Genomic DNA, 15,501 nt, shown 5'->3' on the forward strand with positions numbered 1-15,501 from the left:
CGTCCCGGCAGCCGACGAGGGTGTGTGGCTCGGGCTCGGGCTCGCCGACCCGAGGCGGGCAGCCACGACCACTGCCGACGAGGATCACGCCATGGTGTCGATCTTCCATCACCACACCGACGGCGAGGCCGTCGCGTCCCCCACGATCCCGCTGCCGCCCCCGCAACGGCAGCCGGTCGAGCCCCGCTACGCCCCCGAGGACGTCGCCCGCCTCCCGCTGATCTACGTCCGCGGCTTCGCCGGCGGCACCAGCGGCATCGACAAGCAGGTCGACGACCCGTTCTACGGCTTCAACGACGGCTCGACCCACATCCGGGTCGGCGGCGACGGCACCGCCCAGTACTACCAGTTCGAGAGCCCGCTGCTGCGGCTGTTCGCCGAGGACGGTTACCACCCGCTGGTGGCCGGTGACCCCAAGTCGTACCTGCGCTCCTGCGCGGCCGGGTCGGTGGACCCGGCGACCGTCTGGATCCACCGCTTCTACGACGCCTCCGCGGACACCTTCGGCAGCCGGGCCGTCGACTTCGACATCGAGGCGGCGGCCAGGGACCTGTACGAACTCGTCCGGCTGGTCCGGGAGAAGACGGGCGCGGAGAAGGTCGACCTGATCGCCCACTCGATGGGCGGCCTGGTCTGCCGCAGCATGCTGCAGAAGTGGTCCTACGACAGCTTCGGCGACTTCCGGCCCACCGTCCCCGGAAAGGACCTGGTCGACCGGCTGTTCACCTACGGCACGCCGCACGGCGGGATCACCTTCGCCGTCGGCGGCGGCCTGCTCGACGAGTTCATGGAGGACCTCGGCCCGGTCGGATCCGACATCTTCTCGCCCGAGATGATGTACGGCTACCTGGTGCCGGGCGTCGAGTACGGCACCGAGGCCCCGGAGGGCTGGCAGGCGAACCGGATCCCGCCCGAGGTCTTCGACGTCGACCGCGTCTTCTGCGTCGTCGGCACCGACCCCGGCGACTACGGCCCCTCCCGGAAGGTCGTCGGCCCGCAGAGTGACGGCCTGGTGGCGATCCGCAACGCCTGGGTGGAGGGCGCGCACCGGGCGTACGTTCACCGCTCGCATTCCGGTCGCTACGGTCTGGTCAACTCCGAGGAGGGGTACCAGAATCTGCGCCGCTTCCTGTTCGGCCGCAAGCGGGTGGCGATCGAGCTGGCGGGCCTGGACCCCGACCCGTCCGAGGTCGACGGCCGGCGCTCCTTCTGGCAGGGCGAGCTGCAGCTGTCGGTCCGCGGGCTGCCCGTGGTGCTGCACCAGCAGCTGGCGGCGCACTACTGCCCCGTCCTGCTGCAGTCAGGGCCCGAGGGCGCCGCCGTCCCGCTGACCACCGTCTTCCTCCTCGATCCGCTGTTGTCGCCCGCCGACGGCGGCAACGGGCCGGTCTCGCCGCCGTCCCGCTACGCGCTGCACCTCAAGGTCTCCCGGCTGACCGAGGAGCACGGGCTGCTGTTCTGGCGCGACCACCTCGCCCAGACCGCGGACTGGGACGACACGTTGATCGTCGACGTGGGGCACGAGAGCGACGACCCCAAGGGCGAGCTGCGGCTCTGGGCCGTCTGGAACTCCCAGCTGCCGACCGCGATCGCCGACCGCGACCCCGTGGGCACCAGCCCGCTCGACCCGGAGCAGGACGCGGTGACGGTGCCCCTGCCGCCGAGTGCGGGCCGGCTCCTCGGGGCCGACGCGGCGCTCGTCCTCCGGCCCGCGGTCTGGGAGTGACCGCGGGAGACCGGCCCCCGGAAGGCCGGGGGCCTGGCCGGTCGGCCCGACTGCGCCGGTCGGTGCACCTGTGCCGGTCGGTACGCCTGTGCCGGCTGACCTGCCGACGCCGGCCAGCACGCGGCGTCAGCCGAACTGCTGCTCCAGGTCCTTCAGCTTGCGCTCCAGGGAGTCGAGCCGGGGCAGCGTGACGGTGTCCTCCTCCACCGTGAGGTCGATGGTGCGACGCTCCGGACGGGCCGGCAGGCCGGGCTGGACGACCTTGCCCTCGGCGGCCTCGACCTCGCGCGGCGCGGACGCCCGCTCGGCGCCGGGCCGTTCGGCCTGCGGCCGTTCCAACCCGGGGCGCTCCGCCCCGGGCCGCTCCACGGCCGGCCGCTCCGCCCCGGGCAGTTCGGCCGCGGCGGGCCGTTCGGCCCCGGGGCCGCCGGCTATGGCGGACTCCGAGCCGGACTCCAGCTGCCGGGCGACGCCGCTGCGCCGCCAGCCGCCGGTGGAGCGGTTGATCGCCCGGATCTCGGCCCGCTCGCGGCGCCCGGCCAGCTTGCGGCGCTCCTTCTCCAGGGCGCGCTCCCGCTTCTCCTCGCGGACCTCGTCCACCGCCTCGTCCAGGCTGCGGACGTTCTCCAGCAGCATCAGCGACCAGGCCGCGTAGGTCTCGCGGGGGGCGCGCAGCCAGCGGACGATGCGGATCTGCGGCAGCGGGCGGGGCACCAGGCCCTGCTCGCGCAGCGCGGCCCGGCGGGTCTGCTTGAGCGCCCGGTCGAACAGGATCGCCGCCGAGAGGGACATCCCGGAGAAGAACTGGGGGGCGCCGGCGTGGCCGAAGCCGCGCGGGGCGTGCACCCAGTTGAACCAGGCCGAGGCGCCGGCGAAGAGCCAGACCAGCAGCCGGGAACCGAGCGCCGCGTCACCGTGGCTGGCCTCGCGCACGGCGAGGACCGAGCAGAACATCGCGGCGCCGTCCAGGCCGAACGGGACGAGGTACTCCCAGCCGCCGGACAGGCCCAGGTTCTGGACGCCGAAGCCGACCAGTCCGTGGAAGGAGAGCGCGGCGGCGACACCGGCACAGCAGAACAGCAGCGTGTACGAGGCGGCGCCGTACAGGGATTCCTTGCGGTGGCGCCGTTCCTCGGAGCGCTCCCAGGAATCCGTGCCACCGGCGGAGGTGGATCCCCGGCTGCGGAGCAGGGCCACCAGGAGCGCGCTGACCAGCAGCCCCGCGACCACGGTGACGGCCCACCCGAGCGGTATGTCGGACAATTTCATCGCCGGAACCAGCCTCGCTTTCCTGCGTCGAGTTCCTGCGCCGTGACGGCGGGGACCATCATGGCGGATGCTCGGCGGGCGAATGGCCGATTCACCGTCAATGCGCTGGGGAGAGGGATTTCTGACCCAGCAACAATCCTATTTTCTTATCGATTCAATGCGGATTGTTCCTGAAATTCCGGGCTTTCCGGATCTGGAATCGCACGGCCATTCGTCAACGTCGCATGACGCGCGGGCAGCCGCCGCACATGTCCCGCGGCTCCACGGTGTACACGAGGCAGCAACTGGCCCGGGCCCGGTCCGTGCCCGAAGCGTCCTCACCGGCTCCCCCGGCGGTCGAAGCACCGCCGCGGCCGGGCGCCGGGGGTGCGAAGCCGGCGCCCGGGGCGAAGGGGGCTGGGGCGGGAGCGGGGTCCCCGCACGCGCCGGGCCGACCCGGCGCGTGCGCGGGCTCGCCGGGCGCCAGCAGCGCGGACAGCTCGGCGCGCGCCCGGTCCCGCTCCCCGAGCAGCCCGCCCGCGTACCAGAGGCCCTCCACCACGGCGTCCGTGGCCATCGCCCACAGCACCCGGGGCCCGCGCCGCACCTGCGGACCGAAGGCGGACAGCACCGGCGCCAGGAACCCGCCCAGCGCGCACCGCAGTTCGGCGGCCAGCGCCTGCTCGTCCGCCGCCGTACGGGCCTGTGGCGAGCCGGCCGCCGGGTCGCCCGGAAGGCAGGCGAACCCGGTCGGACGGACCGTCAGTTCGACCGTGTCGGTGCGCCGGCGCAGCGAGACGTCCCCGAGGGCGAGCAGCGGGACGCGCCGCTCCAGGAACCACGGCAGGGTGAACAGCAGGGAGACCGGCCAGACGAAGCGGTGCAGCCCGAAGCCGGCCGCGACGTCCGGGCGCAGCGGCCGGCCGTAGCGGGCCAGGCCCTGGCGGGCGTCGTGGGCGATCAGTTCGCACACCGCCTCGGGGCGGGCGGTGAGGTCGGCCGCGGGCAGCCAGCCGCCGCCGCGTCGGGGCGGGGCGCAGCGCACGCCGAGGACGGGGGAGAGCCTGGTCAGCCGGTGGTACGAGGGGGCGCCCGGGGTGGAGGCGGCCGGTGCGGGGGCGGGGGCGTGCGCCCCCGTGCTGCGGGGGGCGCACGGCGTGGGGCCGGGCCTGGTGCTGCTCGCGGTCATGGACGGCCCCATCGGGTCGACCGGGGCCGCCCATGACCGCCCGGTCGGTCCCGGCGGGGGTGGTGGCGCCGGGCCCGACCGGACCGGGGCATGGCGGTGCCCGGGGAACGGCAAGGCGACCCGGCCGGGGCACTGCTCGCCCCGGCCAGGTTAGGCTCACCTTAGCTGATTGTTCCCCCGGTCTCGGTGGTGATGCGCCCGTCCGGGGGAGCCACCGGCGCACGGGCGGAGGCCAATTGCCGCGCCAGCCAGACCGGCACCCCGCCCAGCGCGTGCACCAGCCGGGCCGCCTCGGCGCGCAACCGCGCGGCCTCGGCCGGCTCGGACACCTCCGCGAGCGCCGCGAGCGCCGGCGCCACCCCCACCGTGAAGCCGAGTTGCTCGCGCAGCCGCAGCGAGGCGTCGAAGCCCTCCCGGGCGTGCCCGCGGTCCCCCCGGGAGAGCGCCAGCGCCGCCAGGTGGCGCCAGGTGTACGAGCGCAGCAGCTCGTCGCCGCGCTCGCCGGCGCCGTCGTGCGCCCGCCGGTAGGCGATCCAGGCGGCGCTGCGATCGCGTAGAAGGTTCTCGGCGACCAGCCCGCGCCGGAAGTCCAGCAGCGGGCGGCCCGGCGCGTCCGGTGGCAGCAGGGCCGAGGTGCGCCCGAGCGCGGCCTGAGCCTCGTCCAGCCGGTCCCGCGGGCCGAGCACGCTGGCCACGTAGGCGAGGAAGCCGCGGGCGCAGGCGGCGGCCGCACGCTGCTCGGTGCCGGCCGCCTGCGCCTCCGCCAGGCGCAGCGCCTGCTCCGCCTGGGTCCAGTGCGCGGCGGTGAACAGGCACTGCTCGATGAGGAGTTCGGCCCGCCCGAGGGCTGCGGCCGGCTCCTGTTCGGCGGCCGGGCGCAGCAGTTCGGCGGCCTCCTGCCAGCACCCCCGGGACCTCAGCCGCCACACGGTGTCGCCCGGCTCCTCCGCTGCCGCCCGCCCCTGCCCGTCCGGGCCGTTCGGGCCGCTCGGGCCCCATCCGTGCTCCGACAACGCCACCTCCTTGTGTGCGCCATCCGGCAGGGCACGGACCTGCCCCTGGGGCCCTGCCGCCACGACCGTGCGCATGGCAACGGCAGGGCGAAAGGCCCGCGCTGTGGCGGCAATTCAACACGGGGGTGAGCTTGTGCACCAGATCACGAGCGGAGGTTGTTGCTTTTGTGGAGGAAATGATCTAGAGGTGCGTCCCGGCGGTCAGGACGTCCAGCCGGTCTCCATCAGGGCCTCGGCTGCGCCGTTCGCGGGCTGCGGCACGCCGGCCAGGTCCAGGCTGAACAGGGCGACCAGCAGCTGCTCACCGCGCACGGTGGCCTGGTGCGAATAGCCCGCGAGAGTGAACATCGCGGCGGCCATCTCCTCGGCGTGCAGGGTCTGCAGCCACAGGCACTCGACCGACTTCACGTCGGCCGGCTCGGTCCAGGTGTCCACCTGGGCGACCATCCGGCTGCCCAACAGGGTCACGCCGTCGCGTTCCTGGGCCTCGGTCAGCTCCAGGTCGTCGAAGCCCAGCCACTCCAGGTAGCGGGCGGCGGTGAACACCGCGTCCTGCGAGGTGCGCACCGGGTGCGGGCGGAACGGCGAGCGGTGGCGGAACGGGCGGGAGCGGCCGCCGGTGGCGCCGGGCGGTACGGGCGGGGCGGGCACCGGCGCGCCCATCGGGTGGGCCGGCTGGGGGCGGGCGGAGTGCGGGCCGGGGGCGGCGATCGGCGCGGCCGTACCGCTGCCCAGCCGGGTGGCGCGGTCCACCGGCAGCCGGACGGTGGCGCCGCAGTTGCAGGTGAACTCGGGCTGCGGCCACTGGTCGGAGCGGCCGCAGTGCGGGCAGCGCATGTTCAGCCAGGAGTCCTCCCAGGAGCGGAAGCGCACCTGCACCGGCACCCCGCCGCGCAGCAGCGGCACCTTCAGCGAGGCGCCACAGGGGCAGGGCAGCGAGGGCGGTTCGTACAGGTGCTCGCGGCGGCAGGCGGGGCAGCGGATCGCCCGGGCGCCACCGCCCGCCCCCGGCCGCGTGGGGTCGTGTCCGGTGAAGTCATCGGGCAGTGCGGCCATCGCGGGCTCCGTCCGTCGGTGTCGGTGGCTGGGACGATTCCCATGCTCCCCGAAATGTCGGGCGGGGGGCGCGGAATGGGGCAATCCTCAGGGATGGATCAGGGACGGCCGTCCTTCGAGGGCGGGGCCGCCTCCCCCGCACGGGGGAGGGTCAGCCGGCGGACCAGCGGGCCAGGTCGGCGGGGGTGTCGAGATCGTCCGGGACGGCGACGTCGGCGCACTCGACCAGGACCACCTCCGCCGCGTGCGCCGTCAGCAGGGCGCGGGCGCCGGCGTCGCCGGAGGCGCCCGCGGCCGCCTCGGCGAGGTGGCGGGCACCGATCAGCACCGGGTGGCCGCGCCGCCCGTGGTAGGCCGCCGCGGCCAGCTCGGCGCCCGCCCGGTGCGCGGCCAGCAGCCGGGCCACCGCGGCCGGGGTGACCCCCGGGGTGTCCACCAGCATCACCAGCACCGCCGGGGCGTTCGGTGCCACAGCGGCCAGGCCGGCCCGCAGCGAGGAGCCCATGCCGCCCGCCCAGTCCGGGTTGGTCACCAGGCGGCAGCCCGGCAGGTGCGCGGTGGCCCGTACCCGCTCGCCCTCCGCGCCCAGCACCACCGTGACGTCCGGGCAGCCGCCGGCCCGGACCACCGCCACCGCGTGCTCCACCAGCGGCCGGCCCCCGTACCGGATCAGCGCCTTGGGCCGCCCGCCGAGGCGGCGCCCGCCCCCGGCGGCGAGCACCAGGGCGGCGACGGCCTGAGTGTTCTGCATGGGCCCAGCCTGCCGGTACCGCAGGGGGTCGCGCATTGTGTGAATCCACAAGGGGAAGCCGCAGGTGGCGGCCGCTCCCCGGCGGTTCGGCCGCTGGTCCTGTGGGCGGCGGCCGCCTGTACTGGGGCGATGAACACCGCACCGCACCCGCTGGTGGACCGCTTCGGCCGGGTCCACACCGATCTGCGGGTCTCCCTGACCGACCGCTGCAACCTGCGCTGCACGTACTGCATGCCGGCGGAGGGCCTGGACTGGCTGGCCCGGACCGAGGTGCTGGGCGACGACGAGGTGGTGCGGTTGGTGCGGATCGCCGTCGAACGGCTCGGCATCGCCTCGGTACGGCTGACCGGCGGGGAGCCGTTGCTGCGGCGGGGCCTGGTGGGGCTGGTCGGGCGCATCGCGGCCCTGGGCGTCGAGGTGTCGCTGACGACCAACGGGATCGGCCTGGCGCGTACGGCGGTCGCCCTGCGGGAGGCCGGGCTGGGGCGGGTGAACGTCAGCCTCGACACCCTGCGGCCGGAGCGCTTCGCGGCGATCACCCGGCGGGACCGGCTGGCCGACGTGCTGGCGGGGCTGGCGGCGGCGCAGTCGGCCGGGCTGGGGCCGGTGAAGGTGAACGCGGTGCCGGTGCGGGGGGTGAACGAGGACGAGATCGTCGCGCTGGCCGAGTTCGCGGTGGGGCACGGGTACCGGATGCGGTTCATCGAGTCCATGCCGCTGGACGCGCAGGGGGCGTGGGACCGGACGGCGATGGTCACGGCGCAGGAGATCCTGGCCGCCTTGGGCGAGCGCTTCGAGCTGGTGCCGATCGGGCGGGACGGCAGTGCACCGAGCGCTCCGGCGGAGGAGTGGCGGATCGCGGGGACGGAGGCGGTGATCGGGGTGATCGCCTCGGTGACCCGGCCGTTCTGCGGGGGCTGCGACCGGGTGCGGCTGACGGCGGACGGGCAGCTGCGCAACTGCCTGTTCGCCACCGAGGAGTCGGATCTGCGGGCGCTGCTGCGCGGCGGCGCGGACGATGCGGCGATCGAGGCGGCCTGGCGGGTGTCGGTGGCGGGCAAGGGGCCAGGACACGCCATCGGCAGCGCGGAGTTCGTCCGGCCCGAGCGTCCGATGTCGGCCATCGGCGGCTGAGGAAACGTTCCGGCCTGGCGGTGCGCGGGTGGGCGCGATGTGACCCGGGCACCGGACGGGTGGTATTCGTGGGCGGTGGCCCCGTTGATCTCCCGGTTCTCCCAGCGCACCCTGCCCGCCCTCGCCGCCGCCCTCGCCCTGCTGAGCGGCTGTACCGGCGCGGGCGGCAAGGGCGCAACAGCCACCCCGCCGCCCCCGCTGGACGAACGGGTCGCCGCCACCGCCGACCCCGCCCTGCGCGCGTTCTACGACCAGCGGATCGACTGGCAGCCCTGCCCCGACCAGGCCGCCGACGACCCGGACGCCACCACCGTCCAGTGCGCCGTCCTCGACGTCCCGCTCGACTACGCCGACCCCGGCGGCCGCTCCGTCGGCGTCGCCCTCGCCCGGGTGCCCGCCGCCGACCCGGACCGGCGGCTCGGCAGCCTCCTGCTCAACCCCGGCGGCCCCGGCAACTCCGGTGCCCGCATGGTCCGTTGGGGCTGGCAGAGCTACCAGGGGCCGCTGCACGACCGCTACGACCTGGTCGGCTTCGACCCGCGCGGCGCCGGGGACACCACCCCCGTCCACTGCCTGGACGACCGGACCCGCGACGAATGGAACAGCACCGACGACCGGGCCTACGACCACGGCCGGATCCTCGCCGACGCCTGCCGCGCACAGCACGCCGACCTGCTCCCGCACCTCGGCACCCGCGACACCGCCCGCGACCTCGACGTGCTGCGCAGCGCCCTCGGCGAGCGCCGCCTCGACTTCCTCGGCTTCTCCTACGGCACCCACCTCGGCGCGCTCTACGCCGAGGAGTTCCCCGACCGCACCGGCCGGCTCGTCCTCGACGGCGCCGTCGAGCACAGCGTCGACCCGCTGCGGCTCGGCATCGAACAGGCCGCCGCCGCCGAAGCCGGATTCCGGGCCTTCGCCGCCGACTGCGCCACCGACCAGGGCGACGGCTGCCCGTTCGGCACCGACCCGGCCGCCGCCCCGCGCAGCCTCGCCGACTTCCTCGACGGCCTGCGCGACCACCCCCTGCACACCGCCGACGGCCGCACCCTCACCGCCGCCCTCGCCTGGACCGCCGTCCTCGACGCCCTCGCCGACGGCCACCGCTCCTGGCCCCACGTGCGCGACGTCCTCGAACCCGCCGTCACCCGGGGCGACGCCCGGGACCTGCTCGAACTCGCCGACAGCGTCAACGGCCGTACGGAGGGCGGCCGGTACGACACCCCGGCCGACGCCTACGCCGCCATCTCCTGCGCCGACCTCCCGCAGGCGCCCACCGAGGCCGAACAGCGCGCGGCCCTCGCCGACCTCGCCACCCGGGCCCCGCTGACCAGCCGGCACGCCCCCGTGGCCACCCTGCTCGACCCGGACTGCCGCACCTGGCCGTACCGCTCGCCCGAGGTGCCGCACCCGGTACGGGCACCCGGCAGCGCCCCGATCCTGGTGGTCGGCTCCACCGGCGACCCGGTCACCCCGTACCCGTGGGCGCAGCGGCTGGCCGGCGGGCTGGAGCACGGCGTGCTGCTCACCCGGGATGGCGACGGGCACACCGCCTACGACAAGAGCGACTGCGTCCGGGCGGCCGTCACCGACTTCCTGGTGGACGGGCGGATGCCGGCGGCGGGAACGCACTGCGCGTCCGACTGAGTCGTACGACCGACCGAGTACGAGCGCGCCCGGGTACGGGAGAAGGGGGCGGGCCGCGGTTGCGCGGCTCGCCCCCTTCGGGGTCGGGCTCGGGGTCAGGTGGCCGGGATCAGGAGGTCGGGGCCGTCAGGTCGTAGAAGGTGGTCGAGCCGATGGTCCTCGCGGTGAAGTGGGCGGTCACCCAGGCCTCGATCCGGGCGGACTCGCTCTGCTTCCCGCCCTCGTCGCCGCCCGCGCCGCCGCCGAAGCCGCGGCGGGAGCCGCCGGCGCCGATGAACCAGTGGACCTTGCCCTCCTGGACGTACTGCTGGAAGCCGGCCAGGGTCAGCGAGGGGTCGGTGCCGTTGAAGCCGCCGAGGGCCATCACCGGCTTTCCGGTGGCGAGTTGGTAGCCGGCCGCGGTCTGCGAACCGATCGTGGCGGCCGCCCAGGTGTAGCGGTCGGCGTTCTCCTTGAGCATGGCGGCGACCTCGTCGGTCACCTTGGGGCCGTCGAGCAGGCCGCCCATGCCGCCGGGGGGCGGGCCGCCGACCGTGCCGTTGGTGCCGGTGCCGGTGCCGGTGCCGGTGCCGCGCTCGTGGCGGCCGCCGGGGAAGCCCTGAGCGCCCTGGCCGCCGGGGAAGCCCTGAGTGCCCTGGCCGCCGGGCCGGCCCTGCTGTCCTTGGCCGAACCAGCGGCCGTTGCCGGCGCCGCCGCCAGGGAAGCCCTTGCCGCCCTTGCGCCCCATGCCGCCCGGCCCGAACGCGCCCTGCACGCCAGGCCCCGCGGTCACGATCGAGCCGGTGTGCGCCGTGTTGACGGTGTCCACCGCGTACGCCGCCGGACCGCCCAACGCCGCCGCCAGACCCACCAGGCCCGCCACCGAGGCGATCCGCGCACCGGTGCGGCCCGAGGACCGTCCGGCGACCTGTCCGCCGACCAGCGCCGCAGCCGCGGCCAGCCCGCCGACCAGCACCGCCCAGCGCAGCCAGGGCAGGAAGTCCGAGCTGCGGCCGAGCAGCACGAACGCCCAGGCCGCCGTCACCGCGAGCGTTCCGGCCAGTACCAGCGCCCAAGCCAGCCGGTGCCGTGCCCGCCACAGGCCGTCCACGCCCATGCCGACCAGAGCCGCGACGGCCGGGGCCAGCGCCACCGTGTAGTACTGGTGGAAGATCCCGGACATGAAGCTGAAGATCAGCGCGGTGGAGAGCAGCCAGCCACCCCAGACCAGGAACGCCGCCCGGGCGGTGTCGGTACGGGCGTAGCGGCGGGTCGCCCAGAGGCCGACCACCAGCAGGATCAGTGCGGCCGGCAGCAGCCAGGCGATCTGCCCGCCGATGTCGGTGCCGAACATCCGGGTCAGGCCGGTCTGTCCCCAGCCGCGGCCGCCGCCCGGCGCCGCACCACCCGGCAGGTCCATCCCCGCCGGGAGCCGCCCCCCGCCGCCCACGCTGCCGCGCTCGTTGCCGTCCACCCGGCCGAGGCCGTTGTAGCCGAAGGTGAGCGACAGGAAGCTGTTGTCCTGCGAGCCGCCGATGTACGGGCGGGCCGAGGCGGGCATCAGCTCGACGATCGCCACCCACCAGCCGCCCGAGAGCGCCAGCGCCACCCCCGCGAGCAGCAGCTGCCGCACCCGCCGCCAGAAGCCGGTGGGCGCCACGACCAGGTAGATCACCGCGAAGGCGGGCAGGATCAGGAAGGCCGCCAGCGTCTTGGTCAGGAAGGCGAAGCCGAACATCACCCCGGTGAACAGCAGCCAGCGGGTGCTCGCCGCCTCGATCGCCCGCACCAACCCGTACGCGGACAGCGTCAGCAACAGCACCAGCAGGGCGTCCGGGTTGTTGAAGCGGAACATCAGCGCCGCCACCGGGGTGAGCGCCAGCGCCGCGCCCGCCAGCAGGCCGCCCAGCGGGGAGAAGCGGCGGCGCAGCGTCGCGTACAGCACGCCGACGGTCGCCGCGCCCATCAGCGCCTGCGGCGCCAGGACCGACCAGGAGGAGAGGCCGAAGATCCGCGCCGAGAGCGCCATCGGCCACAGCGAGGCCGGGGGCTTGTCGACGGTGATGAAGTTCCCGGCGTCGGAGGAGCCGAAGAAGAAGGCCTTCCAGCTCTGGGTGCCGGCCTGGACGGCGGCCGAGTAGAAGGAGTTCGCCCAGCCCGAGGCGCTCAGGCCCCACAGGTAGAGGACGGCGGTCGCGGCCAGCAGCGCCAGCAGGGCCGGGCGCACCCAGCGCGGGTCGTCCTCCCGGCCGCGCCAGGCCCGGGCCGGAAGGGTGCGCAGCCGGCCGGACCAGGAGGCGGGGCCCCCGGGACCCGGCGCCGACCCGACGGGCGGCAGCGGCTGCTCGGGGAAGAGCGGCGCCGGATCCGGCCGGGCGGGGTCCGGCTGCGGCACCTCCGGCGGCGGGTAGTTCGCGGCCTCCGGCCACGGTTCGCCGGCCGGAGGGGAGTAGCTGCTCGTGGTCATGCGCCATACGGTGCGTGGCGAGGCTGAGAGAACCGTGAGACGGGGCTGTGAGGCGCGTGTGATCTGCGGGTGTCGCCCGGGCGGCGGCTCGGTCGGGCGACCGGGTCAGGTGACCAGCTCGGGAAACCGGGTCGGGTAACCGGGTCGGGTAACCAGGTCAGGGAACCGGGTCGTCCGGCTGTGTCGGGCGACCCGGTCAGGCCGCAGCCGGCATGGTGATGTGCTTGCCCAGCCACTCCAGGGCCGGCGGGATCTCCCGGGTCCAGGTGTGGAAGTTGTGGCCGGCGGTGTCCAGGGTGATCGTGGACATCTTGGTGGGGGCCCTGAAGGCCGCGACCATGGCCTTGGTCTCGTCGAAGTTGTTCTCGTCGTTGGCGGTGGTCAGCAGCAGCGAGACCGGGGCGGCCGGCTGGTTCTTCAGCCGCCACAGCAGGTCGTTCTCCTGCTTGAGCTTGTCGCTGCCGCCGAACAGGTCCCCGGTGGTCTCGTCGTGGGCCGCGCTGTAGTAGCCGGAGAGGGCGACCGCCGCCGGGTAGGAGTCGGGCTTGCGCAGCGCGAACTTGAGCGCGCAGTAGCCGCCGGTGGAGTTGCCGATCACGGCCCGGTTGGCCGGGTCGGTGCCGATCCGGTAGGTGGTGGCGAGGGCCTTCGGCAGGTCGCTGGTGAAGAAGGTCTCCACCTGCGGGCCGTTCGGCACGTCGACGCACTCGGTGTCCCGGTTGCCGACGAGCGTGGGGCGGGCCATCACCAGCACGGTCGGCGGCAGCTTCTTCTGCTCGATCGCCGCCAGGGTGGAGGCCGGGTACTGCATCAGCGAGATCAGCTTCTCCGGGGTGCCCGGGTAGCCGGTGAGCACGAGGGCCATCGGGAAGCGCTGCTTGGTGTAGTCCGGCTGGAAGTACTGCGGCGGCAGGTAGACGTACGCCTCGGTGCTCAGGCCGGTGCCGGCTCCTTTGACGTCGACCTTCTGGATCAGCCCGGAGCGTTCCGGGTCCGAGCCCTGGGTGGAGTAGAACTTCTGCTCCCCGGTGACGGCCACGCCGGAGGCGTTCGGGGTGTGGTCGACCACCGTGCCGAGCCCGCCGCTGGTGCCGAGCAGGTCGGTCCAGGAGCTGTAGAAGCCGAAGTAGCTGTTGGCGATCAGACCCATCGCGACCAGCACCGACAGCTGGGCGGCCAGGAAGGCGCCGATCCGGCCCAGCCACGACTTCCAGCCCTTCCCGCCGAACCGCGGCCAGAGCCACATGGTGGCGACGAAGACCACGATCGCGACGACCGAGGCGATGATCTGGAGGGGGAGTCCGGTGAGGCTGAGCACGTGCCCGATCGTAGTTGACCCCACCTGGCGGCCCGGCCCGGGCCCGTCGGATGATCATTCGGTCCCTGCCGACGGGTGTGGTTCGTACCCGGCAGTGTGGTCGCTCGCCGGCGCACGGGGGTGTGCCGGTCAGGCGGGCACGGTGGGGGTCCTCGGGTGCCACCGTGCCCGCCCGTAACGGGCATATCGGGGCGGGAGGTTGCCGGTATCGGTCACAACGCCGCGTCTCCGGTGGCGAGTTCGTCCATAACGGTTGACCCCCTTGAAGTGGCCATGGCACTTTCGTGCGGCGCGGGCGTCGGCGACCAGTCGTGTACCCCGCGATCCCCCACAAGGAGAGCCATGTTCAAGAGACTTGTCGCGATGGTCGGCACCGGCGCCGTCGTCGCGGGCGGGTTGGCCTTCGCCGCCGCCCCCGCGCACGCCGTCCAGGCGGCCGATCTGACGGCCACCATCGCCCTGAGCAACTGCTCGGCCTCGCTGGTCCGTTACCCCACCTCGGTGGCCGGCGACCGGGCGCTGATGCTCACCAACGGGCACTGCCTGCCGACCATGCCCTCGGCCGGCCAGGTCATCCAGAACGTCAGTGCCAGCCGCAGCGGCACCCTGCTGGACGGCGCCGGCAACGGCCTCGGCACCGTCCAGGCCGACAAGGTGCTCTACGCGACGATGACCGGCACCGACGTCGCGCTCTACCAACTCACCGACACCTACGGGTCGATCAGCTCCAAGTACGGCATCACCGCGCTGACCGTCAACGACTCGCACCCGGCCGACGGCGCCGCGATGTACATACCCTCGTCGTACTGGAAGCAGGTCTGGAACTGCTCCGTGAACGGCTTCGTGTCCACCCTGCGCGAGGACGAGTGGACCTGGCACGACTCGCTGCGCTACAGCTCCGGCTGCAACACCACGCACGGCACCTCCGGTTCGCCGATCGTCGACTCCGCCAGCGGGCGGATCATCGGCATCAACAACACCGGCAACGACGACGGCGCCATGTGCACCCTCAACAACCCGTGCGAGGTGGCCGCCGACGGCACCACCAAGGCCTACAAGGGCCAGAGCTACGGCGAGGAGACCTACTGGTTCACCACCTGCCTGAACTCCAGCCGGACCATCGACCTCAACGTGGCCGGCTGCCTGCTCACCAAGCCGGCCGGCAGCGGCGCCGTCTCGGTGACCAGCCCCGGTGACCAGTCCACCGTCGTCGGCACCGCGGTCAGCGTGCAGATCAACGCCTCGGGCGGCACCGCCCCGCTGTCGTACTCGGCCACCGGCCTGCCCGCCGGCCTGTCCATCAACTCCTCGACCGGCCTGATCACCGGCATGCCGACCACCGCGGGAAGCGCCACGGTGACCGTCACGGTCAAGGACGCCGCCGGCAAGTCCGGTACCACCAGCTTCGGTTGGGCGGTCAGCACCGGTGGCGGCGGCAGCTGCACCCCGGCGCAGCTGCTGGGCAACGCGGGCTTCGAGACCGGCACGGCGGCGCCGTGGACGGCGAGCTCCGGTGTGGTCGACAACAGCTCCAGCCAGGCCGCGCACGGCGGTTCGTGGAAGGCGTGGCTGAACGGCTACGGCTCCACCCACACCGACTCGCTGTCGCAGACGGTCACCATCCCGGCGGGCTGCAAGGCCACGCTGAGCTTCTGGCTGCACATCGACACCGCGGAGACCGGCACCACCGCGTACGACAAGCTGACCGTGTCGGTGAACGGCACCACGCTGAAGACCTACTCCAACGTGGACGCCGCGGCCGGCTACCAGCAGCGCACCTTCGACCTGTCGGCCTACGCGGGCCAGACGGTCACCGTGAAGTTCAACGGCACCGAGGACTCCTCGCTGCAGACGAGCTTCGTGATCGACGACACCTCCGTCCAGACCGGCTGACCCCGGCCCCCCGCACGTCCGGTCCGCCCGTGCAGCCCGCCCCCGGCACCCTTCGGGGCGGGCTGCCCGGCCGCCGTATG

General features: G+C 74.2%; 10 protein-coding genes and 2 pseudogenes. 5 read left to right on the forward strand and 7 right to left on the reverse strand.

All coding sequences use genetic code 11. The annotated features are described in order from the left end of the window. Nucleotides 1-91: 91 nt before the first annotated feature. Entirely contained in the window at nt 92-1,726 is a 1,635-nt protein-coding gene (locus tag CRP52_RS25030; RefSeq protein WP_101948248.1) for an esterase/lipase family protein, read from the forward strand. Between the two features lie 126 nt (nt 1,727-1,852). Here the strand turns inward: CRP52_RS25030 and CRP52_RS25035 are convergent, their stop codons facing one another. The 5 genes from CRP52_RS25035 to CRP52_RS25055 all read right to left on the reverse strand — a co-directional run bounded on the left by CRP52_RS25035 (nt 1,853) and on the right by CRP52_RS25055 (nt 6,983). Then, nucleotides 1,853-2,995 (reverse strand): DUF2637 domain-containing protein, encoded by a 1,143-nt coding sequence (locus CRP52_RS25035; protein ID WP_097238446.1) that lies wholly within the window; start codon nt 2,993-2,995, stop codon nt 1,853-1,855. A 214-nt stretch (nt 2,996-3,209) separates the two neighbouring features. Next, nucleotides 3,210-4,163: a (2Fe-2S)-binding protein gene (locus tag CRP52_RS25040; RefSeq protein WP_097238447.1), complete on the reverse strand. Its 954-nt coding sequence runs from the start codon at nt 4,161-4,163 to the stop codon at nt 3,210-3,212. A gap of 161 nt (nt 4,164-4,324) precedes the next feature. Further along, nucleotides 4,325-5,176, reverse strand: a complete 852-nt coding sequence (locus CRP52_RS25045; protein WP_373560522.1) for a hypothetical protein — start codon at nt 5,174-5,176, stop codon at nt 4,325-4,327. Nucleotides 5,177-5,377: 201 nt separating this feature from the next. Continuing rightward, the gene (locus CRP52_RS25050; protein ID WP_257032839.1) at nt 5,378-6,232 is read right to left on the reverse strand and encodes a hypothetical protein; all 855 of its coding nucleotides are present in this window, start codon (nt 6,230-6,232) and stop codon (nt 5,378-5,380) included. 151 nt (nt 6,233-6,383) lie between these two features. Next, on the reverse strand, nt 6,384-6,983 hold the full coding sequence (locus CRP52_RS25055) for a nucleotidyltransferase family protein (protein WP_097240327.1): 600 nt from the start codon (nt 6,981-6,983) through the stop codon (nt 6,384-6,386). Between the two features lie 129 nt (nt 6,984-7,112). On the opposite strand from CRP52_RS25055, the gene moaA reads away from it, so the two are divergent. Both moaA and CRP52_RS25065 read left to right on the forward strand, forming a co-directional pair. Then, complete coding sequence (moaA, locus tag CRP52_RS25060) at nt 7,113-8,117, forward strand: GTP 3',8-cyclase MoaA (protein WP_097238448.1); 1,005 nt, start codon at nt 7,113-7,115, stop codon at nt 8,115-8,117. A gap of 75 nt (nt 8,118-8,192) precedes the next feature. Next, entirely contained in the window at nt 8,193-9,764 is a 1,572-nt protein-coding gene (locus tag CRP52_RS25065) for an alpha/beta hydrolase (protein WP_097238449.1), read from the forward strand. Nucleotides 9,765-9,873: 109 nt separating this feature from the next. Here the strand turns inward: CRP52_RS25065 and CRP52_RS25070 are convergent, their stop codons facing one another. Together CRP52_RS25070 and CRP52_RS25075 are read right to left on the reverse strand one after the other, a co-directional pair. Next, entirely contained in the window at nt 9,874-12,210 is a 2,337-nt protein-coding gene (locus CRP52_RS25070) for a glycosyltransferase family 39 protein (RefSeq protein WP_097238450.1), read from the reverse strand. Between the two features lie 196 nt (nt 12,211-12,406). Next, entirely contained in the window at nt 12,407-13,528 is a 1,122-nt protein-coding gene (locus CRP52_RS25075) for an alpha/beta hydrolase (protein ID WP_257032840.1), read from the reverse strand. Between the two features lie 363 nt (nt 13,529-13,891). On the opposite strand from CRP52_RS25075, the pseudogene CRP52_RS40600 reads away from it, so the two are divergent. Then, nucleotides 13,892-14,488 (forward strand): annotated as a pseudogene (locus CRP52_RS40600) (S1 family peptidase); the annotation flags it as partial. A 210-nt stretch (nt 14,489-14,698) separates the two neighbouring features. Continuing rightward, nucleotides 14,699-15,421, forward strand: a pseudogene (locus tag CRP52_RS39825) (putative Ig domain-containing protein); the annotation flags it as partial. Nucleotides 15,422-15,501: the final 80 nt, after the last annotated feature.

This window comes from Streptomyces sp. 1331.2, assembly GCF_900199205.1.
Lineage (GTDB): Bacteria > Actinomycetota > Actinomycetes > Streptomycetales > Streptomycetaceae > Kitasatospora.

Bases quoted from the DNA above. Each gene is read 5' to 3' on its own strand.
- CRP52_RS25030 (WP_101948248.1), top strand. From the start codon at position 92: ATGGTGTCGATCTTCCATCACCACACCGACGGCGAGGCCGTCGCGTCC.
- CRP52_RS25035 (WP_097238446.1), bottom strand. From the start codon at position 2,995: ATGAAATTGTCCGACATACCGCTCGGGTGGGCCGTCACCGTGGTCGCG.
- CRP52_RS25040 (WP_097238447.1), bottom strand. From the start codon at position 4,163: ATGACCGCGAGCAGCACCAGGCCCGGCCCCACGCCGTGCGCCCCCCGC.
- CRP52_RS25050 (WP_257032839.1), bottom strand. From the start codon at position 6,232: ATGGCCGCACTGCCCGATGACTTCACCGGACACGACCCCACGCGGCCG.
- CRP52_RS25055 (WP_097240327.1), bottom strand. From the start codon at position 6,983: ATGCAGAACACTCAGGCCGTCGCCGCCCTGGTGCTCGCCGCCGGGGGC.
- moaA (WP_097238448.1), top strand. From the start codon at position 7,113: ATGAACACCGCACCGCACCCGCTGGTGGACCGCTTCGGCCGGGTCCAC.
- CRP52_RS25070 (WP_097238450.1), bottom strand. From the start codon at position 12,210: ATGACCACGAGCAGCTACTCCCCTCCGGCCGGCGAACCGTGGCCGGAG.